The 24,541-nt window shown below is 33.1% G+C and carries 23 protein-coding genes; 9 read left to right on the top strand and 14 right to left on the bottom strand.

The window, feature by feature from the left end; translation table 11 throughout:
- Positions 1–10 precede the first annotated feature (10 nt).
- Genes hemL through hemA form a run of 5 tightly spaced genes read right to left on the bottom strand, consistent with a single transcriptional unit; the run spans position 11 to position 5,243 of the window.
- Positions 11–1,297, bottom strand: coding sequence for a glutamate-1-semialdehyde 2,1-aminomutase (gene hemL, locus ABF281_RS06375; RefSeq protein ID WP_347180850.1), 1,287 nt, complete (start codon positions 1,295–1,297; stop codon positions 11–13).
- 49 nt (positions 1,298–1,346) lie between these two features.
- Entirely contained in the window at positions 1,347–2,318 is a 972-nt protein-coding gene (gene hemB, locus ABF281_RS06370; protein WP_347180849.1) for a porphobilinogen synthase, read from the bottom strand.
- Between the two features lie 37 nt (positions 2,319–2,355).
- Entirely contained in the window at positions 2,356–3,006 is a 651-nt protein-coding gene (locus ABF281_RS06365; RefSeq protein WP_347180848.1) for a uroporphyrinogen-III synthase, read from the bottom strand.
- A gap of 28 nt (positions 3,007–3,034) precedes the next feature.
- Positions 3,035–3,973 carry a hydroxymethylbilane synthase gene (hemC, locus tag ABF281_RS06360; protein ID WP_347180847.1) on the bottom strand — a complete coding sequence of 313 codons (939 nt, stop codon included), beginning with the start codon at positions 3,971–3,973 and terminating at the stop codon, positions 3,035–3,037.
- Between the two features lie 10 nt (positions 3,974–3,983).
- A complete protein-coding gene (hemA, locus tag ABF281_RS06355) occupies positions 3,984–5,243 on the bottom strand; it encodes a glutamyl-tRNA reductase (RefSeq protein WP_347180846.1) in 1,260 nt (419 codons plus the stop codon).
- 243 nt (positions 5,244–5,486) lie between these two features.
- Between hemA and ABF281_RS06350 the strand changes: the two genes are divergently transcribed.
- The 4 genes from ABF281_RS06350 to ABF281_RS06335 are packed head-to-tail and all read left to right on the top strand — an operon-like array spanning position 5,487 to position 8,484.
- Positions 5,487–6,392: an AraC family transcriptional regulator gene (locus ABF281_RS06350; protein WP_347180845.1), complete on the top strand. Its 906-nt coding sequence runs from the start codon at positions 5,487–5,489 to the stop codon at positions 6,390–6,392.
- A complete protein-coding gene (locus ABF281_RS06345) occupies positions 6,392–6,910 on the top strand; it encodes a TrmH family RNA methyltransferase (protein ID WP_347180844.1) in 519 nt (172 codons plus the stop codon). The genes ABF281_RS06350 and ABF281_RS06345 overlap by 1 nt, the downstream gene beginning before the upstream one ends.
- A gap of 2 nt (positions 6,911–6,912) precedes the next feature.
- Positions 6,913–7,929, top strand: a complete 1,017-nt coding sequence (hemH, locus tag ABF281_RS06340; RefSeq protein ID WP_347180843.1) for a ferrochelatase — start codon at positions 6,913–6,915, stop codon at positions 7,927–7,929.
- A gap of 3 nt (positions 7,930–7,932) precedes the next feature.
- A complete protein-coding gene (locus ABF281_RS06335; protein WP_347180842.1) occupies positions 7,933–8,484 on the top strand; it encodes a CopD family protein in 552 nt (183 codons plus the stop codon).
- A gap of 34 nt (positions 8,485–8,518) precedes the next feature.
- On the opposite strand, the gene ABF281_RS06330 is transcribed toward ABF281_RS06335, so the two are convergent.
- On the bottom strand, positions 8,519–9,652 hold the full coding sequence (locus ABF281_RS06330; RefSeq protein WP_347180841.1) for a glycosyltransferase family 2 protein: 1,134 nt from the start codon (positions 9,650–9,652) through the stop codon (positions 8,519–8,521).
- A 202-nt stretch (positions 9,653–9,854) separates the two neighbouring features.
- Positions 9,855–12,059 (bottom strand): ATP-dependent DNA helicase RecQ, encoded by a 2,205-nt coding sequence (locus ABF281_RS06325; protein WP_347180840.1) that lies wholly within the window; start codon positions 12,057–12,059, stop codon positions 9,855–9,857.
- Positions 12,060–12,131: 72 nt separating this feature from the next.
- Here ABF281_RS06325 and ABF281_RS06320 point away from each other — a divergent pair, with 72 nt between their 5' ends.
- The 3 genes from ABF281_RS06320 to lptB are packed head-to-tail and all read left to right on the top strand — an operon-like array spanning position 12,132 to position 14,635.
- Complete coding sequence (locus tag ABF281_RS06320) at positions 12,132–13,094, top strand: KpsF/GutQ family sugar-phosphate isomerase (RefSeq protein ID WP_347180839.1); 963 nt, start codon at positions 12,132–12,134, stop codon at positions 13,092–13,094.
- Positions 13,095–13,097: 3 nt separating this feature from the next.
- A complete protein-coding gene (gene tatC / locus ABF281_RS06315) occupies positions 13,098–13,895 on the top strand; it encodes a twin-arginine translocase subunit TatC (RefSeq protein ID WP_347180838.1) in 798 nt (265 codons plus the stop codon).
- Entirely contained in the window at positions 13,892–14,635 is a 744-nt protein-coding gene (lptB, locus tag ABF281_RS06310; protein WP_347180837.1) for an LPS export ABC transporter ATP-binding protein, read from the top strand. Before tatC ends, lptB begins: the two co-directional genes overlap by 4 nt.
- Before the next feature lie 2 nt (positions 14,636–14,637).
- Here lptB and ABF281_RS06305 read toward each other — a convergent pair whose 3' ends face one another.
- Complete coding sequence (locus ABF281_RS06305) at positions 14,638–15,372, bottom strand: CDP-alcohol phosphatidyltransferase family protein (RefSeq protein WP_347180836.1); 735 nt, start codon at positions 15,370–15,372, stop codon at positions 14,638–14,640.
- Between the two features lie 135 nt (positions 15,373–15,507).
- Here ABF281_RS06305 and ABF281_RS06300 point away from each other — a divergent pair, with 135 nt between their 5' ends.
- Both ABF281_RS06300 and ABF281_RS06295 read left to right on the top strand, forming a co-directional pair.
- Positions 15,508–16,587, top strand: coding sequence for a hypothetical protein (locus ABF281_RS06300; RefSeq protein WP_347180835.1), 1,080 nt, complete (start codon positions 15,508–15,510; stop codon positions 16,585–16,587).
- Complete coding sequence (locus ABF281_RS06295) at positions 16,587–17,723, top strand: DUF4105 domain-containing protein (protein WP_347180834.1); 1,137 nt, start codon at positions 16,587–16,589, stop codon at positions 17,721–17,723. Before ABF281_RS06300 ends, ABF281_RS06295 begins: the two co-directional genes overlap by 1 nt.
- Here the strand turns inward: ABF281_RS06295 and ABF281_RS06290 are convergent.
- The 6 genes from ABF281_RS06290 to ABF281_RS06265 form a co-directional block, all read right to left on the bottom strand.
- Complete coding sequence (locus ABF281_RS06290) at positions 17,703–19,025, bottom strand: exopolysaccharide biosynthesis polyprenyl glycosylphosphotransferase (protein ID WP_347180858.1); 1,323 nt, start codon at positions 19,023–19,025, stop codon at positions 17,703–17,705. The genes ABF281_RS06295 and ABF281_RS06290 overlap by 21 nt on opposite strands.
- Positions 19,026–19,092: 67 nt before the next feature.
- A complete protein-coding gene (locus tag ABF281_RS06285) occupies positions 19,093–19,860 on the bottom strand; it encodes a glycosyltransferase family 2 protein (RefSeq protein ID WP_347180833.1) in 768 nt (255 codons plus the stop codon).
- Positions 19,857–21,146 carry a phenylacetate--CoA ligase family protein gene (locus ABF281_RS06280; RefSeq protein WP_347180832.1) on the bottom strand — a complete coding sequence of 430 codons (1,290 nt, stop codon included), beginning with the start codon at positions 21,144–21,146 and terminating at the stop codon, positions 19,857–19,859. The genes ABF281_RS06285 and ABF281_RS06280 overlap by 4 nt, the downstream gene beginning before the upstream one ends.
- Positions 21,147–22,157 (bottom strand): glycosyltransferase family 4 protein, encoded by a 1,011-nt coding sequence (locus tag ABF281_RS06275; RefSeq protein ID WP_347180831.1) that lies wholly within the window; start codon positions 22,155–22,157, stop codon positions 21,147–21,149. It abuts the gene before it with no gap.
- Positions 22,154–23,503, bottom strand: coding sequence for an O-antigen ligase family protein (locus ABF281_RS06270; protein ID WP_347180830.1), 1,350 nt, complete (start codon positions 23,501–23,503; stop codon positions 22,154–22,156). The genes ABF281_RS06275 and ABF281_RS06270 overlap by 4 nt, the downstream gene beginning before the upstream one ends.
- On the bottom strand, positions 23,497–24,541 hold a 1,045-nt coding region (locus ABF281_RS06265; protein ID WP_347180829.1), incomplete at its 5' end, for a glycosyltransferase. The genes ABF281_RS06270 and ABF281_RS06265, both read right to left, overlap by 7 nt.

Below are 24,541 nucleotides of genomic sequence, written 5' to 3'. Positions count from 1 at the left end.
TAGACAATAGCTATGAACTCATCGCTGAAAAAGCATTCTCTATCGCAATTTCTAATTTCTTCAATTCTTTTATGGTTATTGTAGACGATAAAAACCATGCTTCAAATTGTGAAGGCGGAAGAAAAACACCATTTTCAATCATCGCCCAAAAAAACTTTGCAAACATATCCGTGTCCGAAGTTTGTGCGTCTGTAAAATTCTCGATTTTCTTATCAGTAAAAAAAGCATTGATCATCGATCCAAATCTATTGACAACTAAATCAATACCATGTTTTTTAGCCGAGGTTAGTAACATCTCTTCTAATTTCTGGGCAACGGTATTGAACTTATCATATGGGTTTTGTTTTTTCAACTCCGTTAACGTCGAAATTCCCGCAGCCATGGCTATTGGATTTCCCGATAAAGTACCTGCTTGGTACATTCCTCCTAACGGCGCTACATTTTCCATGATTTCATTACGAGCACCATAGGCTCCTACTGGAAAACCTCCACCTATCACTTTTCCAAGACAAGTGATATCAGCTTCAATACCAAGTAACTCTTGGGTTCCTCCAAAATGAGAACGGAAACCAGTCATGACCTCATCGCAAATCAATAATGCATTTTTTTCTTTGGTCAAAGCACGTAGTCCCCTTATGAATTCATCACTTGGCTGTATAACACCCATATTTCCTGTTACTGGTTCTAAGATGACAGCAGCAACATCGTTATGTTTGTCAAAATGTTCTTTTACGCTCTCTAAATTGTTGTACTCCGAAATCAATGTATTTTCTACTGCTTGATTTGGCACCCCTTTGGATCCAGGCAAACTCAAGGTTGCCAAGCCTGAACCCGCCGCAACCAACATGGCATCCATATGACCGTGATAACAACCTGAAAACTTAATTATTTTATCTTTTCCCGTGTGGGCTCTAGCCAAGCGAATAGCACTCAAAACTGCTTCAGTACCTGAATTTACAAAACGGACTTTGTCCATCCCCGGGAAGGCATCACAAACAATTTTAGCCAATTTGATCTCCGCATTGGTAGAAGCTCCAAAAGAGGTTCCTTTTTTAATGGCTTTGGTTACAGCTTTCTCAACTTTTTTGTTTCTATGACCTAAAACCATAGGTCCGTAAGACAATACCAAATCTATGTATTTGTTACCATCTACATCTTTAATATAAGCCCCTTTGGCTTTGTCTATAAACAAAGGATTACCACCGACTGAAGCGAAAGCTCTAACAGGAGAGTTCACAGCTCCCACTAAATTTTCACATCCTCTTATATATGATTTTTCTGAATTATTAAAGTTCATTTTCATTTGGTTATATTAAGTATCTGGTCACGAGTATCAGGTACAAATTTTATTTATTATTTCTCATTAATACTTTGGCAACTTCTTTCGCAAAATAGGTAATAATGATATCAGCACCTGCCCTTTTCATAGACAATAAAGATTCCATCATAACGCGCTCTCCGTCTATCCAACCTTTTTCAGCTGCTGCCTTGACCATAGCATACTCGCCACTTACGTTATAACAAGCTATGGGTCTATCATAATTTTCTTTCAAGTCTCTGACGATATCTAAATAAGATAAAGCCGGTTTAACCATTAATATATCCGCTCCTTCTTCATCATCAAAAGAGGCTTCTCTATGTCCTTCTAGTCTGTTAGAAGGATCCATTTGGTACGTTCTTCTATGTCCAAATGTTGGTGCAGAATCTGCAGCGTCTCTAAAAGGACCGTAAAAGGCTGAGGCATATTTTACCGAATACCCCATGATTGGTAAACTAGGAAATCCGCTGTTGTCTAACGCGTCTCTCATGGTAGCAATGGTTCCGTCCATCATTCCAGAAGGTGCAACCATATCTACACCTGCTTTCGCATGAGAGATGGTCTGCTTTGCTAAATTGATCAAAGTAGCATCGTTATCTACATCATGATTATCAATCACACCACAATGTCCATGACTTGTATATTCGCAAAAACAAACATCAGTAATGACATATAGACTTGGGTGTTTTTTTTTGATCAAACGTACTGCTTGTTGGACAATTCCATTATCATTCCAAGTTTCTGTACCCTGATCATCTTTTTCTGAGGGGATTCCAAACAACAAAACTGCAGGAATATTTAGAGAGACAATCTCCTCTAATTCCTTTGCTATTCTATCTAATGAAAAACGAAAAACACCTGGCATAGAAACAATTTCTTTCTCTATACCCTCTCCTTCTTCAATAAAAAGAGGATAAATTAAATCATCAATAGTCAGATTGTTCTCTTTGACTAACCTTCTAATTCCCTCAGATTTTCTTAAACGTCTGGTCCTATTCATTTTTAATAGCTTTAATAATTTTTGATGCAAATCACCCCTAGTGAATGCTTATTTCTTTTAATTTATCAATCACAGACTCAACGGTTGTTTCCTCTGCTACAAATACTTCTTCAAAACTATTGATGGCTTCAGTTGCAGTGGTATACCCAATACAAATAGCTTTGACATTACAACTATTAAGACCATTTACATAGCTCATGACACCACTAGGACTAAAGAACATAACCATATCAAAAGACATCTCGAAACAATGATTTGATAATTCTGTTTGGTAGACCACGTTTTCCGTAACCATTATACCGTGCTCTGCCATAGCAAGAGGCAAATCCTGATGACGTAAATTTCCACAGTAAAAATGGAGGTCTTCTATTTCTTTTTCTACCAAAATAGCTGCCAGAGCTGAGGCATTCTTTGCAACATGACAAACCTTTACTCCATAACTTGCTAATAATGATTTGGTTTTTGCCCCAACGCAGTAAACATTATCAAAGTTATCCTTTTTGTTTTTATTCCTTTCAAATACTGATTTTACTGCATTTGCGCTGGTAAATATAGCATGAGATATCTTTTCATTAACTATAAAATTTTCTCCATATGATATAGAAATCATCTCTTTTTGTTGAACGTCATATCCTTTCAACATGCTTTTTTGAATTGGAGTTAATTTTTTAGTGGCTAAAATTCTCATGACTTTGGCGTTACCAATAAATTCCGTTTTATTTTTTAATTACTTTTTTAATTTCTTCCATTAAAACATCACCTCCATTGTTTAAAATTTCTTGAGCACATTGCTGCCCTAATTTTTCAGCATCTTTCAAATCGATGATTTTAAAAACAACCTTTTGATCTTGACCATCTAAGGCACTTAAAATTCCTTTAAAAACTATTTTGTCCTCTATAATTTCTGCATTCCCTCCAATAGGTGCAGTACAGCCTCCTTCTAGTGTACTCATAAAATCACGTTCAATACGCACACACAATGCTGTTTCTTTATGATGGATTTTTGCACAAGCTTTTAGAATCTCAGATTGTTGATCTTGATAGCTCTTACTTTCCAACGCAGTAATCATGATGGCTCCTTGGGCTGGAGCTGGAATCATCCAGTCTAACACTTTATGTTTTTTAGGCAGTAAATCAATACGCTCCAAACCAGCTTTGGCAAAAATTGCTCCATTCCATGAATGATCTTGTAACTTTTTCAATCTGGTATTTACGTTTCCACGTAAACCTGTTAATTTGTGCTTTGGATATTTATGCAACCACTGTGCAGTTCTTCGTAAACTACCAGTTGCAATGGTTGCTCCCTCTGCAAACAAATCAGCTTCTGTACCTTTGTAAACTATGACATCGTGGACATCAGCACGCTCCAAGACTGCAGCTTGAACGATGGTCTCAGGCAATTGTGTGGGAACATCCTTCAAAGAATGAACGGCAATATCAATTTGACCACGTAGCATTGCTACATCTAATGTTTTGGTAAAAACACCCATACTCCCAATTTGATGTAAAGGAATATCTAAAATTTCATCACCAATAGATGACAACTCTATAATTTTGGTTTTATACCCTAAACTTTGTAATTTATCTTGAACTAGATTTGCTTGCCATAAAGCTAACTCACTATTTCGGGTACCTATTCTGATGATTTGACTCATTGATAGAGTTTTAGTTGCTCGTATTAAATATTTTATTGACTACATCAATACTTTGGTTGACAGCGGTGTTTTCATCTTTTAGATGTTTTACATACTGTGTCGTAATCTTTTGAATGATCCTTGACGTGATAATTTCAGCATGTTCCTCGTTAAAATCTTCTAACCTCTTTTTATGTAAATCCAATTCATCATTTTGAATAGACAAAAGAGATTTTTTTAGTGCATTTACAGCTGGTGTAAATTTCCTATGCATGACCCATTCGTTGAAATCTTGTTTGTGCTTTTCTATGATTGATATAGCCTTAGGAATTTCTTGAGTACGCTTTTCTAATGTTTTGTCTGTTATTTTAGATAATTGATCAACATTGACTAACTGAACATTCTGGTAGGCTTGTATATCTTTACCTACATTTTCGGGCATGGAAAGATCTAGAATCAATAACTTCTTGTCTTTTTTTATGTTTTTTGAAGTAATCGTCGGTATATCTGAAGCTGTGGATACAATAAGAATGTCTGCTTCTGCTATTTCTTCTTCAAGTTCACTTTCATCTTTGATGACAATATTTTGATGTGTTTCAGCAAATTTAACAGCCTTAGCATGTGTTCTATTGATAAGATAGATGTTTTTATTATCTGTATATTCCAATAGATTTTTACAAGCATTTTTACCGATTTCACCTAATCCATAAACCAAAACTCGTTTTGAGGTGTAATCCACCACATTTTCAACAATATATTGAGTAGCTGCATAGGCAACTGAAGTAGTACCTGAGCTTAAGTGTGTCTGATTTTTAACTTCTTTACTAGCTTGCAAAACGGAATTCATTAACCTTTCCAAATAGGTATTTATTGTTCCATATTTTTGTGCGACTTTATATGCCCTCTTTAGTTGACCAACAATTTCGTAATCTCCTAAAATTTGACTCTCTAGACCAGTTCCTATTTTAAACAAATGTTGAATGGCTTCAGAGGTTTTAAAAATATTTGAATACTTTACAAAATCTTCCATTTTACCATTGGAATGTTCGCATAGCAAGCTTATCAACTCAAAAGGATGATTTGCAAAACCCGTAATTTCTGTCCTGTTGCATGTAGAAACTACGATTACACCATCAATACCTTTTGACATGGCGTCTTTCAGCAAATCTTTTTGTTTTTGCTTAGAGAGACTAAAGGCACTCCGAGTAGCTACATCAGCTTTTTTGTAACTTACTCCTATGTTGTATAATTTGGTTCCTGTATTTTCAGTTTTCATATGTTCTTGTGCCATAAGTATCGGCAAAAGTACCACCAATATTTTTTTAAAAACAACGATAAAAGAACTTTAAACCACTCTATAAGGTATTCTCCTCAATTTAAAACACATCTAAATAAATGAAAACCATCAAATTCATTGATGGTTCAGGAATAAAAAAAATTAATATTACAGAGTATTAGGTCATTTATTATGACTAATTTTGATGTGTATAGAATCAAAATAATTGAGTAAAAAAATAAAAATAGCTTTAAAAAAATGAAACCTTTTGATCCTGATAAATATAAAAACATCGGCAAAAGTTCTCAAATACTTGTGGACGAAAACAAGCTATATACGCTAATTGACATCAACAACTATACCTCTGAAAAACAACACTATAGACTAGAAACAGAACGAAATTATATTCAATTGTTTTTTAATCTAAAAAAAACAAGCAAGGTTGCCTTTAACATGGAACACTGTGCAGTATCGTTACAAAAAAACGAATCTAGTATGGTCTATTTTAAAGACGACAAAATGAATATATTATTTGAGATGGATGAAGAAACTCAAATTATTGTCATGCTAATTTCTGTGCATTATTTTCATTCCCTTTTTAGTGATGATAACAATTACTTGTCCAACTTCAATAATTTTGCCATTGGAAAACCAATAATTGAAACGAAAACAACCACACCATCCCAACAAGTTGTATTGCATCAAATCATCAACAAAAATGATACGTCTCCACTAGGAAATCTGTTTTTAAAAGCTAAATTTTTTGAATTGTTTAGCCTTTATTTCAGCAATAATGAGGGAAGCGATAGTGAATATTGTCCATTCATGGCGAACGAAGACACCCTGAGCCAATTAAAAAAAGTAAAAGACATCATTATTGAAAATATGGCAAACCCTCCCTCGTTAGAAGAACTTTCTAAAAATGTTGGGCTAAACATTAAAAAACTAAAACAAGGATTTAAAGAAGTCTATGGTTCTCCTGTTTTTTCTTTTTTACTTAACTACAAACTAGAATTTTCAAAAAAGCTTTTGATTGAGAATCAATTGAACGTTAACGAAATTGGCATCAAGGTAGGATACAGTAATTCTAGTCATTTTATTGCCGCATTCAAACGTAAATTTGGCGTTACTCCAAAACAATTTACCAAACAAACAAATACTTGATGGAACAACTAAACTTCCATAACAAGAAAAACAATATTCTAAATTTTCCGTTAATCGTTATTGGCGAAGAATTAAGAACACCTCAAAATGTTGGAATGGGTATACGGATCTCTGAAGCCTTTGGAGTGAAAAAGTTTTACCTAAACAACAACTCTCCAAATACTGAAAACAGAATTGTCAAAAGAACAGCAAGAAATACAAATAAAAATATAGACATTGCTTATTATGATGACATCCTCTCATTGATCTCAATTCTAAAAAAAGAAGGTTACAGTATTTTGAGTTTAGAAATCACCAATCGAAGCAAAAACATACAAGACTACAATTTCACAAAACATCAAAAAATAGCTTTATTGATAGGTTCTGAAAGGTTTGGAATTGACCCAAAAGCATTGGATTGTTGTGACCAAAGCATACACATACCAATGTTTGGAAAAAACGCTTCCATGAATGTAATCAATAGTCTCAGTGTAGGCTTGTATGAAATCACAAAACAAATAACAAAACAAAGTCATTAATAATGAAAGGAATTTTACTAGTAAACTTAGGATCACCAAACAGTACATCAGTTAAGGATGTAAGAAATTATTTGGATGAATTTTTAATGGATGACCGCGTAATTGATGTGCCTTTTGTAGCAAGATGCTTATTGGTAAAAGGAATCATCTTAAATACAAGACCTAAGAAATCCGCAGAGGCCTATAGTAAGGTATGGACAGATGAGGGCTCACCGTTAATTGTCATTTCTAAAAAATTTACTGAAAAAATAAAAACTCAAATTGATGCTCCTGTTGCCTTGGCAATGCGATATGGTGTTCCTTCCATAGAAACAGGGATTACAGATCTTGCAAAAAAAGGGGTTACAGAAATCATGTTGGTCCCTCTGTACCCTCAATATGCAATGGCCACTACAGAAACGATTGAGGTGTTGGCCAAAAAAATTATCCGAAAAAAGTTTCCTGACATCAAACTAGAAGCCTTACCTCCTTTTTATGACAAACAAGAATATATTGATGTCTTGTCTAAAAGCATTCAAGAAACTCTAGATAAAGAGGACTATGATCACTTGTTATTTTCATACCATGGTGTTCCGGAAAGGCACATAAGAAATTCTGATGTCACAGGAAATCATTGCTCTTTGAATGGGGAATGTTGTAACACAGCCTCCGAGGCTCACCAATTTTGCTATAGACATCAATGCTATGCAACAACTCAGGGAGTCGTCAAAAAACTCAACTTAAAACCAGGTTTTTTCAGTACATCTTTCCAATCAAGACTCGGAAGAGATCCCTGGCTACAACCCTATACCGATATCACTATCAATGATAGAGCACAAAATGGAATCAAAAAAATAGCTGTCGTTACTCCTGCTTTCGTTGCTGACTGCTTGGAAACAATTGAGGAAATTGGTATGGAAGCTAAAGAAGAATTTGAAGAAAATACTGGAGAAAAATTCACTACAATCCCTTGTCTGAACGACAGAGATGATTGGGTACATGTCGTTAGTGAATGGTTAAAAAACTGGCTTAACAACTAAAAAATGGACTATTTATACATAAAATCTTTACACATCATTTTTGTTGTTACTTGGTTTGCAGGACTGTTTTATATCGTAAGACTCTTTATCTATCACAAAGAAGCAGAAAAAAAAGAGGAAACTGCTAGATTCATTCTACAACAACAGTATAAATTAATGGAAAAGCGATTGTGGTATATCATCACTTGGCCATCGGCTATTCTTGCTAGTGGTTTTGCTGGATATCTGTTATATCTATCACCTCATTATTTGCAAGAACCATGGATGTGGGTAAAACTTTCCTTTGTATTGGTTTTGTATCTGTATCAATTTATCTGTCAAAAAATGTACAATCAATTACAAAATAACATCTGTAAATACAGCACCATGCAACTAAGATTATGGAACGAGGTACCAACGGTAATTTTATTTTCTGTGGTGTTTTTAGTTGTATTAAAAAATGCGATTGGCTGGGTCTGGGGAGTCATCGGAATTTTACTGTTTTCTTTAAGTTTGATGCTGATGGCCAAACTTTACAAAAAACTGAGGTCAAAAAACAAATGGGACAAACCTTAGTATCCTCTTACCAATGTCTCTTTATATGATACATCTAATTTAAAAAAATGACTTCTCCTCTCCCATCAGCAGTATTGCTACCAATCAAAAAGTTTGCATTGTTGGGCAGAATTTTGAACAATACTTCAGCAAATTTGTGAGTTCCTATTTGATTGATAATTTCTTGATAAGACAAAACACCTTCCTCAAACCATATTTCTTCAATCTCATATTCCCTGATATATTCTTCTAATTTGATTAACTCTTGGGGTTGGACTTTGATGATATCTTTTTTGAGCTGTAAATTGATTGATATGTCTGTCTTACCAATAAACAAAATCTTTGTTGTGTTTTTAATGACAATTGGAATGTTACTGAGTTTTAAATATTTAATCAGAAACAAAAATTTTATTCCAGCCTTCATAAACAAATAATCTAGACCCGTATTTTTAAAGTTTTTCTTGTAGAAAATATTCATGGCACCATGAAAATGTTTCAAATATTTAATATCCTTCCTCGTACTCTCACCCTTGTAATGTATCACGGTAGATTTACCATAATAATAGTTGGTGTAGCCATATTTTGTAAGTTGATAACTTAAATCAATATCTTCACCATACATAAAGTAATCTTCATCAAATCCTCCTACTTCAAGATATCTTTCTTTCTTCAATAGCATAAAAGCACCTACTAGAACTTCAACTTTACCAACACCATCTTTGGTTAAGTAGTTAGAATAATAACCTCCACTCTCTAAGCCTATTATTCTTTTGAATGATGTTTTAGGTCTTGGCAAACCTCTTTTACTTTCGGGTAAAAAACTTCCTGTACCATCAACCAATCTAACCCCAAGAGCGCCTAAATTACTCTGCTCATCTGCAAATACTAGCATCTCTACAAAAAGATCTTCTCCTACAACAGTATCAGGATTCAATATTAAAACATACTCACCTGTCGCCAAAGCAACACCTTGATTGTTTGCTTTAGAAAAACCTACATTTTCTGTATTTTCAATCAGAATAACCTCAGGAAACAAATCTTTAACCATCTGACAACTGGAATCCTTTGACACATTGTCTACGACTATAATTTCTCCATCAACATTCTTTAAAGCCTTTGTAACACTATCCAAACAGAGTTGCAAAAAATAGCGAACATTATAATTAACAATAACAACTGAAACTTTCATGTAAATCCAAAAACTTTATTTTATTTCGATGACGAAGATAAAAAAATATAAAATAGCCTTGAACATAAACGTTTTTTTTAAAGTGTGATGACCTCGTTCCAGTTATATATCCTATCAAATGATAGATTAGGAAAGTAAAAAAAGCTCATTTGACTTTTACAAATGAGCTTTATCCATAGAATTCTTCGTACTGAGAACAAGATTAATTAGCCACTTCACTAATAAATTTAATACGCATCAATCTAAGTTCTTCTTCATCATAGTCTCCATCAAATTCTTCTAATGCTGCATCAATATCATCCGTTAGTGCCTCCATGAAATAGTCATGAATTTCTTCTTGCTGGTCATCATCTAATATATCATCGATATAATAATTAATATTTAATTTGGTCCCTGAAAAAACAATTGACTCAATTTCTTTAATCAATTCATTCATCTCTAACCCTTTGGATTTTGCGATATCCTCTATGGGCAGCTTCCTGTCTGTGTTCTGTATGATAAATAATTTTAAACCTGAATTTTCTCCAGTCGTTTTCACTACAAAATCATCTAGTTTATCGATATTATTTTCCGTTACATATTTATTGATCAAACCAATAAATTCTTTTCCAAACTTTCTTGCTTTACCGTCACCTACTCCATAAATATTAGACAACTCCTCAATAGAAGTTGGATATTTGAGTGTCATGTCTTCTAATGAAGGATCTTGAAAAATAGCATACGGAGGAATACCTTTCTTCTTCCCCATATCTTTGCGTAAAGCTTTCAACAAACTCATCAATTGGGCATCAATGATCTTGCTTGCCTTGTTCTTTGCATTAGCAATAATGATGGATTTATCATCCTCATCAAGATAGACATGATCCTCTGTCATCATAAAGGATTTGGGATTTTCCAAGAAATCTATTCCTTTCTTCGTTATTTTTATGACGCCATACTGTTCTATTTCCTTTCTTAAATACCTAGCAACCAATACTTGACGTATAAGTGCCGTCCAGTACTCCTTACTTTTATCTTTACCAATACCAAAAAAATCTTTTTCTTCTGTCTTATGAGAATTTAGCATGGCATTTGACTTTCCTAATATCGTAGAAACCAAATCTTTGGATTTATATTTCTCCTTTGAACCTGTTACTGCAGTTAGGATTTTAACAACACCCTCTGAGGCTTCTGTTTTGTGCTTTGGATTTTTTGTATTGTCATCCATCATAGCTCCTAAGCCATTAACTGGATCATACTGTTCTCCAAAATAATGTAACAAATATTGTCTCCTACTTATAGAAGTTTCTGCATAACCAACAACTTCTTGTAACAATGCATGACCAACTTCTTGCTCAGAAACAGGTTTGTTAGCCATAAATTTCTCAAGCTTTTCAATATCTTTATACGCATAAAAAGCCAAACAATAACCCTCACCATCATCACGACCTGCTCTACCCGTTTCTTGGTAATAACTTTCTAAACTTTTCGGTATATCGTGATGGATGACAAAACGGACATCGGGCTTATCAATTCCCATTCCAAAGGCAATAGTGGCAACAATGACATCGACTTCTTCCATCAAAAACATGTCCTGATGTTTTGACCTTGTCTTAGCATCCAAACCTGCATGGTAGGGCAAAGAGGATACACCATTAATCTGCAAGGTCTGAGCAATTTCCTCCACTTTTTTTCTTGTCAAACAATAAATGACTCCAGACTTTCCTGGTCTTTGTTTGATAAAACGTATGATGTCCGTAACAACATCTTTGGTTTTGGGTTTCACCTCATAAAATAAATTAGGGCGATTAAAAGAGGCTTGAAAAGTATTGGCATCGGTCATTCCCAAAGTTTTGATAATATCCTCTTGAACTTTAGGGGTTGCTGTGGCAGTCAAACCAATGATAGGAACATTACCTATTCGCTCAATTATCTTTCTTAAATTTCTGTATTCAGGTCTAAAATCGTGACCCCATTCAGAAATACAATGTGCTTCATCTATTGCAAAAAAAGAGATATTCTGAGTCTTCAAAAAATCAACATATTCTTCTTTGGTTAATGACTCTGGTGCAACATACAAAAGTTTGGTTATCCCATTTTCGATATCTGACTTCACTTTGGCAACCTCGGTTTTGTTTAACAACGAATTGAGTACGTGCGCAACACCAATATTTTCAGAAATTCCCCTAATCGCATCAACTTGATTTTTCATCAACGCAATTAATGGAGAAACCACGATCGCAGTACCTTCTTTCATCAACGCTGGAAGTTGATAGCAAAGAGACTTACCTCCTCCTGTTGGCATAATCACAAAAGTGTCATTTCCTTCAGCAATACTTCTTACTACACTTTCTTGTAAACCCTTAAATTTATTGAAACCAAAATATTTTTTTAGCGGGCTGTACAAATCAAATTTCTCTTGATTCATATTAATGTTATACTAATTTTAAATACATTTGTAGTTAATAAAGATATAACTTTTTCAGTAAAAATTACAGCCTTGACCAACAATATACTAACAATTGCAAAAAAAACAATTGACTTAGAAAGTAAAGCCATTGCACATTTATCTAAATTGATTGACTCAAATTTTGAAAAAGCAGTAACGTGCATTCTAAACACTAAGGGAAGAGTAATTATTACAGGAATTGGGAAAAGTGCTACCATTGCCACAAAAATTGTTGCCACACTAAATTCTACGGGAACGCCAGCTATTTTTATGCATGCCGCAGATGCTATTCATGGAGATTTAGGGGTTATTCAAAAAGATGATGTTGTCATTTGTATTTCCAAGAGTGGAAATACTCCAGAAATAAAAGTGTTGATTCCCTTCATTAAAAAAAACAACAATCCAATCATTGCCATTACTGGAAACATAGAATCCTTTTTGGGTTTACAGGCTGATTATACCCTGAACACTTATGTAGAAAAAGAAGCGTGCCCAAATAATTTAGCACCTACAACGAGCACAACAGCACAGTTGGTAATGGGAGATGCTCTATCAGTCACTCTATTAGAATTAAAAAAATTCAGCAATCATGATTTTGCAAAATATCACCCTGGTGGTGCTTTAGGGAAACGATTGTATTTACGTGTAAGTGATTTGGTGGAAAAAAACAACGCTCCAAAAGTATATACAAATACGAACATCAAAGATACTTTACTTGAAATTTCAGACAAAAGATTAGGAGCAACCGTTGTTTTAGACCAAAAAGAATTGGTGGGCTTCATCACAGATGGAGACATCAGACGAATGCTCAATAACAGTGATGATTTTTTAAGTTTGACCGCCAAAGATATTATGTCAACTAAGCCAAAAGTAATTCAGTACGATGCAATGGCCATTGAGGCTTTACAAATAATGGAGGATCATAATATTTCTCAATTGATTGCAATTGACAAAAAAGATAGCTATAAAGGAATTATTCATCTGCATGATTTAATGAAAGAAGGAGTATTTTAAGATATGGAGAAAGAAATGTCTTTTTTAGACCATCTCGAAGAGTTAAGGTGGCATTTGGTTCGGTCAACAATATGCATTTTGATTGTAGCTGTAATATTGTTTGTTTTTCAAAAAACAGTTTATAACGAATTTCTACTCGCGCATTTAAACCCAAACTTTCTTACCTACAAATGGTTTTGCGAAGTTTTCACTCAATTAGGAATGGATAGTGATTTTTGCAACCTAACATTTAATGCAAAACTTCAAAGTTTATCACCAACGAACCAATTGATGAATGCAATGTGGTCAAGTTTTATCTTAGGCTTTATCATTTCTTTTCCATACGTAATTTTTGAAATGATGAAATTCATCACCCCTGGTTTGACGAGTAGTGAACAAAAAAAAAGTAGAGGATTCATAATCATTTCAACCCTATTGTTAATCTTAGGACTGACCTTTAGCTTCTTTGTAATCGTGCCCATGTCTGTTTATTTCTTTTACAATTATCAGATTACAGAAACCATTGTAAACAACTTTCAATTTGACAGTTATATCACACTAATTACGAATACTCTACTAGGAATATCTCTTGTTTTTGAACTACCACTAGTGGTTTATTTTTTAACTAAATTTGGTTTGATTACTCCTGATTTTTTGAAAAAATATAGAAAACATGCATTGGTTCTTGTTTTGATTGTCTCCGCAATTATAACCCCTCCTGACATCGCCAGCCAAGTGATTGTAGCTATTCCTGTTTTAATATTGTACGAGGTAAGTATTATTGTTTCTAGGTTTTTGGTTAAAAAACAAAATAAAGTATGATTTTAAAAGCAGAAAACATTCAAAAAATCTATGGAAGTAGAAAAGTAGTTAAGGGAATTTCTCTGCAAGTAGAACAGGGAGAAATTATCGGACTATTAGGGCCTAACGGTGCAGGAAAAACTACATCTTTCTATATGATTGTAGGGATGGTAAAACCCAATGAGGGAAAAATATATTTGGATGAGACCGAAATCACTGATTATGCAATGTACAAACGAGCACAAAATGGAATCGGATATCTAGCGCAAGAAGCATCTATCTTTAGAAAATTATCTGTTGAAGAAAACATCATGTCTGTTTTAGAATTTACAGACAAAACAAAACAGCAACAAAAACAAAAGCTTGAAGAACTGATCGAAGAATTCAGTTTAGGACATGTAAGAAAAAACAGAGGGGATTTACTTTCAGGGGGGGAAAGACGTAGAACAGAAATCGCCAGATGTTTAGCTTCAGATCCAAAATTTATCTTGCTAGATGAGCCCTTTGCGGGAGTAGATCCCATAGCAGTCGAGGACATTCAATCTATTGTTGCCACCCTAAAAAACAAGAATATTGGGATATTAATTACGGATCACGACGTACAAGCTACTTTAGCAATTACCGACAAGACATATTTAATGTACCAAGGTGGGATTTTAAAAAGTGGTACCCCCAAAGAACTAGCTGAAGATGAAATGGTACGACGTGTTTATCTGGGTGAAAGTTTTGTACTTAAAGAAAATAAGTATTCCAAAGGATAAACCTATCCCTGTACTTTACTATCCAATATATTTTTTATCATTGATAACACTACATATAGGACTATAATAGCAGGCAAAGCTGCTAATTTTAGAACCAAGATAAACAGTATTGATACAAGTATAAAAACATACTTTAGCTCATTCCCTACAAAAACAAAGTTCTTAAATTTTAATCCAAATAATTTTATGTTTGCGTTGAGCAGATAACAACTTAAAAAAGTTAACAATACCAACGAGTATTTATAGTCAAATAAAAAATTAACATACGCATACCCTTTTGATACTTTCATCAATGCTATAGACAAGATCAATAAAGTATTGGCCGGAGTTGGCAACCCAATAAAATTTTCTGTTTGATGAATATCTATGTTAAAATTTGCTAATCTATAACAAGAAGCTAGCGTAATACAGAAACCCAATAATGCAAAATACGGAATTGTATCAACAAAAATTAACGGCTTTGAACCACTAGCCCTTAATAACATTTGAGTCATGACAATTCCGGGCACCAATCCACTAGTCACCATATCAGCTAGTGAATCTAACTGTTTTCCTAGTTCACTCTGTACGTTTAATATTCTAGCTACAAAACCATCAAAAAAATCAAAGAAAACACCTAGTACAACAAAAAAAACAGTAAACTGTATTTGATTATTAACCGCACAAACAACAGCGATACTTCCTGAAAGCAAATTAAAAAGAGTCAACAAGTTGGGTAAAAACTTCATTAATTTCATATGAAAGGGTTTTGTATGATGGTTACAAATTTAACCATAGTTTTATTGATGATCATTATAAGTTAATTTAAATTTTACAACTAAATAAAATTGAAATAATATATTTGTACCTTAGTGAAACAAACGAAAATTCTTTTGAAGAAATTATTGTTATTTTTATTACTAACCACTTGCAATGGACTACACGCACAAATCGCTCGTAGTTATTCAAATGAGTTTTTGAACATTGGAGTTGGCGCTAGAGCTTTGGCTATGGCAGGTTCGGTTTCCTCCTTTATTGATGGTGTTGAGGCTGGTTATTGGAATCCCTCAGGAAACCTATCTGTCCAAGATATTGAATTGACAGCAATGCACAACTCTCTCTTCTCAGATATAGGTTCTTACGATTACATTGCCCTTGCACTACCTATTGAAAAAAATCAAGTAGCATTCGGTATTTCATTCATTCGCCTAGGTGTTGACAATATATTGAACACTACTAGATTGATTAACAATGAAGGAAACATAAACTACAATAATATTAGCTCCTTTTCTAGTAACGATATTGCAGCTATATTCAGTTTATCAAAAAACTTTCCAAAGCAAAATATTAAGATTGGGGTTAATGGAAAAATCATCAGGAGAAACATTGGAGATTTTGCTGTTGGAAATGGATTTGGGTTTGATATTGGAGCACAATACAAATACAAAAACATTAAAATTGGAATGGTCTTACGAGATGTTACTACAAGTTTTACAGCTTGGTCTATTGACGAATCTATTTTTGACGAAATTTCAAGTACACAAACAAATGAACAAGGCTTGAATGAAGAAAAGCCAGAAAAATATGAAATCACTCTTCCAAAGTTTCAGTTAGGATTTTCATATTTTAAAACCTTAAACCCAAAATACTCTTTACTAGCAGCTATTGATTTGATTGGAAGATTTACAAAAACTAATGACATCATATCAAGCGAACTTTTAAGTTTTACTCCAAACCTTGGGATAGAACTAGGATATAAAAACTTTTCGTTTTTTAGAATAGGTTTGGGTAATATCCAAAAAGAAATCAACTTTGATGCATCAAGTTCAACTACATTTGATCCAAATATTGGAATTGGATTTAAATACAAAAGTGTTTGTATAGACTACGCGTTAACCAATGTAGGAGCCAATTCTGGAATAAACTACTCCAATATATTTTCTGTAAAAATAGAATTAAAAGAATACCGATAATGAAATTATTATCAACACTGTTTTTGTTTCTTTCTTTTCCCTTATGTGGGCAAGCAAAAATTGATCTTTCAAACAAAGCCACAATTAGTATCTTAACTTGCGGTCCCGGTCAGAACGAATTGTACTCCTTATTTGGACATAGTGCCTTCAGGGTTAAAGATGAAAAAAATAATTTAGACAAAGTTTACAACTATGGAACTTTTGACTTTAACACTCCTAACTTTTACCTTAAATTTTGTAGAGGTCAATTGTTATATCAGGTAAGTGGGTATGCATTTAAATACTTTCCATATCAGTACCATAATGAAAATAGATGGATAAAAGCTCAAGTTTTAAATCTCACAAATGAAGAAAACCAAAAAGTGTATGATTTTTTGGAATGGAATGTTTTAGAGGAAAATAAAAATTACAAATATGATTTTTTCTACGATAATTGTGCAACCAAGATGCATGAAGTTTTAGAAAAAAGTATTGGAAAAATAGACTTTGATTATTCCAATTTTCCTAAAGGACTTACGCATCGTAACTTGATTCATTCCTACTTGCCAAAAAACTCTTGGTCTAAATTTGGTATAGACTTGGCACTTGGTGCCGTAATAGATGAACAAGCAAAGTTAAAAGAGTACATGTTTTTACCTGACTACTTAGCTGCTGGTGTAAAAAAAGGTTCAACACATCAAAAAAATTTGATAACAAAAGAGAAATATATTTTACCGTATCGACAATTAGAGAAGCCCAAAACTAACTTTGCCTTGAGTCCTATGTTTGTTTCCATTATACTTGTTATTGCCTCCCTTTATTTTGGATTTATTAGCAAAAAAAACAATCCTTGGTTTGATATAATTTCAATTCTATTTGGAGTTGTAGGACTTATTATTGTTGCATTGTGGTTTTTAACTTTTCACACAACAACCAAAACAAACATGAATCTATTGTGGGCCAATCCAATATTACTTTCATATCCTTTTGTTAGTAATCGATGGAAAAAACACATCTGTTACTTTGGATTGGGTTGCCTTGGTGTTTTTGTAATCATCGCTGTGATCGGTGTTCAAGAATTTGACACTAGTTTTTATTTACTAGCCATTTGCCTTATTCCTTTATATCTAAAAAAATTATTGCCCTTTAAAGTATAAAACTGTATTTATGGTTTTTATTAATATTTTAAAATCAATAAACCATCCTCGTTTTTTAATATAATACAGATCATACCTGAGTTTTTTATTTTGTTGGTCGAAAGACTCAGCATATGGATACATTACTTGAGCCCAACCTGTTAAACCTGGCTTTATTGAATGTCTTATTGCATACAGAGGTATTTTTTCTTCTAGTTCTTTTACAAACCCAGGACGTTCTGGTCTTGGACCAATTAAACTCATTTCACCTTTTAAAACGTTCCAAAACTGTGGGATTTCATCAAAGCGAGTCTTTCTTAAAAACTTCCCAAAAGGAGTAATTCTTTTATCATCCATACTAGCCCACTGCTCACCATGGACCTCAGCAGTAGTGACCATTGATCTAAATTTTACAATAGAAAAGCATCTTCCTTCAACTCCTACCCTATCTTGAATATAAAATAGACGACCTCTGCTCCCTACAATATTACCTATTAAAACAAAGGGAATTATAGTAATCATGAACAGCAAACCCAAAATACTGGCCAATATATCGAACAATCGCATAGAAAATAAATACAATCTGTTTTGATGGTTTTCACTAAAACTGAAATATTTGTAAAAACTATCACTCAAATGTTTTTCTGGAACACAAAAAGTTATTTTTTCTATGTAATCTTCGTAACTATGTATGGTAATTCCCTCTGCATAATATTGGATTAACTTTTTATTTAATTGCTCGGCATTATGGTATGAAAACCCTTTTAAAGAAACAATCAAATCCTTTATTTTATTCTGCTTTATTACTTGATTTAAATCTGTATTTTGAACATCTATAAAACCTTCAAAACCTTCTGTTTTCATCTCCTTCACATACCCCGTTATATAATTGTCACGGGAATGAAAGTATATGTTATCAAATAGGCTTTCTAATATTTGATCATCTCCACAAATTAATAAAGCATTTTTATAAAAACGTTTTTTGGCAATGGTGAAAATATAAATGTTTCTCCAAATAAAAACTGAAAAAAAAACACAAAGAAAGAACAGTAATATTTCAATTCTATTCTTTGGCAACATAGGAGTTAATATGGGTGTATACAGATAAGTCAAGCAAGTTGTAAGAGTTACTACAAATAAATTTTTAACTGTTTTAAACCTACTTGAAGCATCGACCAAATCATACATTTGAAAAACTTGGGCAGTAATAAAATAATATACAAACAACGTCAGAATATCTTTATTTATAAAACTTTGAAAAAGATCGATATATGTAAAACCTAAGAAATGATTGCAAAATACCAACCCAAGATATAAAAACATCAAGTCTATAATTCTTAACAAAAAAATTCTTTCTGATATAAAAATTTTCGGCTTTAAAAACATCTATTCATTTATTTTGTGGTAATTGGTTATTTTTAAGTTTAAAAAAAACGTTAGACAACAGCAAAAACAAGGTAGTAATCCTATTTTTGTTTTCTATTTCTCTAAAAAGTTTCCAATTCCATTTTAGCATTTCAATCTTTTTTGAAGATACTGAAAAATTTCGAATCCTATACATTGCTAAAACTTCATCTAATCCGTAAGCAAAGTCTATTTTTTTTAAAATACTCAACCAAAATCCATAATCTTGTCTCTTTCGAATCAAAGGCATATATATTTTGCCAAGTTCCTCTTGATTATAAACTGCAGTGAGACAGCCTATTTTATTGGAGAACAACAGCTCTCTATAAGTTAGTCTTTCATCTGCAGCTATCTTATTACGCAACAAAATTCCTTTTTGGTTCATCTGCTGATAAGCAGTAAAGGTGAAAGCATAATGATTATCGATCATGAAAGAGATCTGTTTTTCCAATTTTTTCGGGTGCCACAAATCATCACTATCCAAAAATGCTACATAGGTACCTTGAGAGGCTTCTATGGAATTATTTCTAGCCACTGCAGCTCCAGAATTTGGAATTTTAAACAACTTAATTCGTTGATCTTTAGCCATAAATTCTTCGATGATTTCAACAGTAGAATCTGAAGAACCATCATCCGTTATGAGCATCTCCCAACACTCATAACTTTGTTTCTGAACACATATTATTGTGTCTGCAATAAAATCTGAGGAATTGTAACATGGCGTAACAATAGAAACTAAAGGCTTTTTTTTCATGAGTCCATATTTGATAAAAAACTTTTAAATTTATGTTTGGTTGCAATTAAATTCACCCCAACCAAAACCTTATACCTTATATTTTTCTCAAAGTATTTTTCTATTTCTTTACGAAGTATTCTTATTTCTTCTTCATTAATGGACTGCTCAATTCTAAACTCTAATTCCCCTTTCCTTACTTGAACAACCTGATAATTGAGCAACAAATCACTATTTTTAGCTATATTTTTAAAAATATAATAAAAATATAAACTAGGATAAACCCCTTCAATTCCATAAACATTTTGACCTATTCTGCCTATGACTTCTTTCAAAATCCTGTGCTTTCTTCCACAGGAACATACCTCATCCCTTGGGGCCAACTGAATATAATCCCCTAATGCATACCTAATCACTGGAAAAGACTTCATCTGCAGATTGGTAACGATTATCTCGTTATCAACTTCTTCTACGATTACGCCTTCCATATTTAAATGCATATTACCTTCAGGACACTCAAACGCAATGATGCCTGACTCTGTTGCACCGTACTCACTTATTATTTTTAATCCAAATGCCTTTTTAACCTCCTCTTGATAGGAATCAAATATTTTTTCAGAAGTTCCTTTAATCATTTTTAATGATTTTGGTAGCACTAAACCTCTTTCATTTATTAATTTCGCTGTTTGAAATAGCATTGAAGAATACCCATGAAAATATTTTGCAGACCGCAATTTTTGAACAAAATGAGCAAAGGATTTCTCTTCATAGCTAAAAATTCTAAATCTGTTCTGTAAAAAATCTAAGCATTTCGTCTTTCCTTTTTCTAGCAATGAAAAGTTAAACCCCCACAAGTAAGCATTCCTGTCCCAGGGATAGACACGATACCAGGAATACCCTCTAAAAATTGCAGCTCTATTAAATGAATCCGCTTCTTCATTTCTGCTAAACTCTAACCCCTCCCCTGTACTTCCGGAAGTTGATGCTTTGAATAACTTCTTAAACTTGTAAGTTGCCTGTATTTCAAGAGTATTATCCAACAACAATCTTTTGGTAACTATGGGCACTTTGCGAATATCATCAATCTTCTTTATTTGAGATATAGAGAAGTTTTGGACTTCAAAATAGTTTCTGTAGAAAGGTGAATAAGCATAAGCGAATCTTAAAATTTCTTTTAATTTTTTTAATTGATAGTCTTCTAATGCTTCTAAAGACCATGATTCACTTTTCTTAAGAAATAAAGAACACTCCTCCATAGATGGGTTTCTTAGGTGTTGACCGAGCTTAAAAATCAATTTATAGATCATCTATTTTAGAATTTTAATCCATTGGTTTTTTATTATTTTCCAATCCCTATTTTCTACTTTCATCCGTGCAGATTTGGTTATGGTTTCTACTTTATACTTATCCGTCAATAAGGAAACAATTTCATTTTTCATTTCCTCACAATCATTTGGCTTAACCAAAACACCATCATCTAGATGCTTAATTAGAAAAGGTATTCCACCAACATTTGTAGACACTATGGGCAAACCCAAAGCCATTACCTCTATCAAACTCACAGGGGTATTGTCAACATGGGTAGTATTTATAAAAACATCATATTCTTCAGCTAACTTGTGCCAATCTTTTCTGGGTAAAACACCAGTAATCGTAACATGATTGGATAGTTGTAACTTTTCTATTCTTTGTTTTACCTCTTGTAAACTACCATCTCTGTCTGGACCAACCATACATAATGTTGCTTTTGGATAGTTATCAATAAGTTTATGCAATACCTCAATAGCCATAATAGGATTGTAAATTTTTGCAAAAGCTCTAACATAAAGCAACTTGGGTTGAAGGTGACTTCTCTGTTTAAATTTGTAATCTACAAGATCTATAGAATTTGTAATCAATACACTTTTGTAATGTTTTGCTTTAAAAAAAGAGTTCAAATAGCCTGATGGTGCTATATTGATATGTGAATTTTTAAAAATGCAATCACTTAACCATGGGTTTTTATGAATACGTAACGGTAAATTACCTCCATGCAATACAGGAATGTATTTGACACCAAACATCCGAGACAATTGAGAAGTAATCAAAGCAAAATAAAATGCTGAAGTACTAAAAACATCTATGATTACATATGATACTTTTCTAGCATTCACAAAAACAGAGAAGACCATATCCATAAACCTTAAAACCTTATTCTTTTTAGAAGAAACACCGATCACTTCAAATCCTTCTTTAGTCAAATTCTGTTTCAAAGTTCTAAAAGCATTATGATATTGTGTGTCTTTTGACAAATCATTTCCTATGTATAAGATTTTCATTCTGCTAATGGTATTAAATGATCATCTTCTTTATCCTCGCTATCATAAAAACGTATCAAACTCAACCCATAAACAAATCCTGGAAAAGCGATGCGCATTGCTGAATGGCTTATGGTCAAAAACCATAAGGTAGCAAAACCAAGCACAAATCCTTTATAGCGGATATCCTGTTGACGAAAATTATCCATTACGGCATAGAAAAGCAATAACAATGAAAACAGACCGATAAGACCATGTTCCTCAAGAAGTCTAGTAATTTCATTATGAGAAACAATGGTTATCGTCTGGTCATACTCATCTAATCTTGAATACTTCCCTGAGCCCACTCCAAGTCCAAAAAATGGGTGCTCTAAAAAAGCGTTAAGCTGATCTCTCATAATAGCCAATCTACCCGTTGTGATGTCTTTATTTTGAACTCCCATGTAGTCCTTGCCCAAATATCTATTTGACAGTCTACCACCGGTTACGTTTGAACTATATAGCCAAATGGTTAAAAAAAACAAGGACATAATCCCTAGATACTTAAACAAGGAAACCAATTTATGCTTACCAATCAAATAGAATATTGAAAATAACACAAAAGCCAGAAAACCGGTTAACATTCCACCTCTCGAGAAAGTAAGCAAGCCTCTATAGGTCAAATAGAACAAAAGAAAAATATCAATATAAATAAAACCTGTTATTTTACCTCTCAACAGTAATAGGGTTGCAAACAAAAACAATCCGAAACCCAATGCGGTTGAAACTTGATTGGGACCAAATCCACCAGAGGCAACAAAATTAGCAGAAGATCCAAAAGTAAGTTCTTTTAGACTAGGTGCTCTAAAATACAACAAAGTAAGCATCGATAAAATTGGTAATAGAGAGAAAAACAATATTTCTTTAAATCTATGATAATCAACAACTCTTCGATAGAAATACATGGCAGAAACCCCTAAAGTAATGGGTCCACTTAAATTAAAAACTATTGCTTTTCTCAAGGATTCTCCAGCTGGAATTTCAGAAAATGATATACCGAGTAACAACAATAGAATATACAACCAAAACAAGACAGGGAATTCACGGGACTGCCTTTCTACCAAAATACCAATAGAAAGAAAAATAATTGTAACGTACTTTACCATCTCCCAAGAGATTGTACCACCAGTCATTCTTAACAATACTTCAGCACTCACAAAATAAGAAGCCCATAAGAAAGCCTGATGATTATCATTTTTACTTTTTGTAATATCCACAATCGCATAAAACATAACTAGTATGGCTACCAATTTTGGTATGAATGATAGGGTTAGAAAAAAACCACATAACAAATGCAAAACAACTAGGAGAAGTCTATTTTTTAACATGAATGATATATGTTTATTAAACGTGATAAATAAGCATTCACTGAATAATTTTTGATGACATGATGATGAAATTTTCTCGCTTTTTCTGCCCTCAAATATTCATCTTCAATGTATGTTAAAATAGCTGACCCCATGGCTAAAGCACTTTCTTTAGAAACCACAAAACCATGATCACCAACCACTTTGCTACAGGCACCAACATCGGTTACTACCACCGGTAAAGCTGCCAAACCGTATTCTAACAATGCAACAGGTAGACCTTCTGAATTTGAGGACAAAACCGCAATATCTGCCTGATTTAATATGTTTTTTATATCTAAGCAGTTATGATAAAAATAAACAAAATCTTTTAGATTTTTATTATGAATAACAGTCTCAATAGAACCTGAATAAAAGTCATCACTCTTATCCCCTACTAAATGTAATGTCCATGAAGGATGTTGATTCCTAATCAACGCAAAAGCCTCTAACAAATTAACATGATCCTTTTGAGGTCTAAAGGCGGCAACACAAACAATTCTTTTTCCTTTCTCACCATTTAAAATGGTCTTATTGGGTGATGTAGACAATACACCAAAATTGGGTAGAAACTCTACTTTTCGACAAAGTAGTTTGTCTTTTGCCCAGGTAAGCAAAGTTGTATTTACTGAAACAACATAATTGAACAATACAGAACTTCCTTGTATGGCCAACGAATTTCGACTCTTTATTTTTTCAGATTTACCATAATGATCATGCCATACGATTTTCACTTTAGTGAAAAACAATTTTAATACAATAGCTGTGAAAAATGAAGAAGAATGAGCGTGAACAATTTCAATACTATGCTTTTTTATATAGCCCCTTAATTTTAAAACAGCTTGAAGATCAAAAATATTATTTTTATTTAAATACAGATAACCTACAGCAGTATTAACTTTTTCTTTTAGCAGCCCTTCACTTCTTGTTACACATAAATGAGAATTTATTTTTCTTTCAGACAAACCGTTAGCAATGTTTACAGCCATCATTTCTGCTCCACCAACACTTAAAGAATCT

Origin of the sequence: Wenyingzhuangia sp. (genome assembly GCF_039768515.1) — a bacterium.
In the GTDB taxonomy this organism is placed as follows: domain Bacteria; phylum Bacteroidota; class Bacteroidia; order Flavobacteriales; family Flavobacteriaceae; genus Wenyingzhuangia.
Note: the sequence above shows the minus strand (reverse complement) of the source record. Positions and strands in the feature narration are given on the sequence as shown.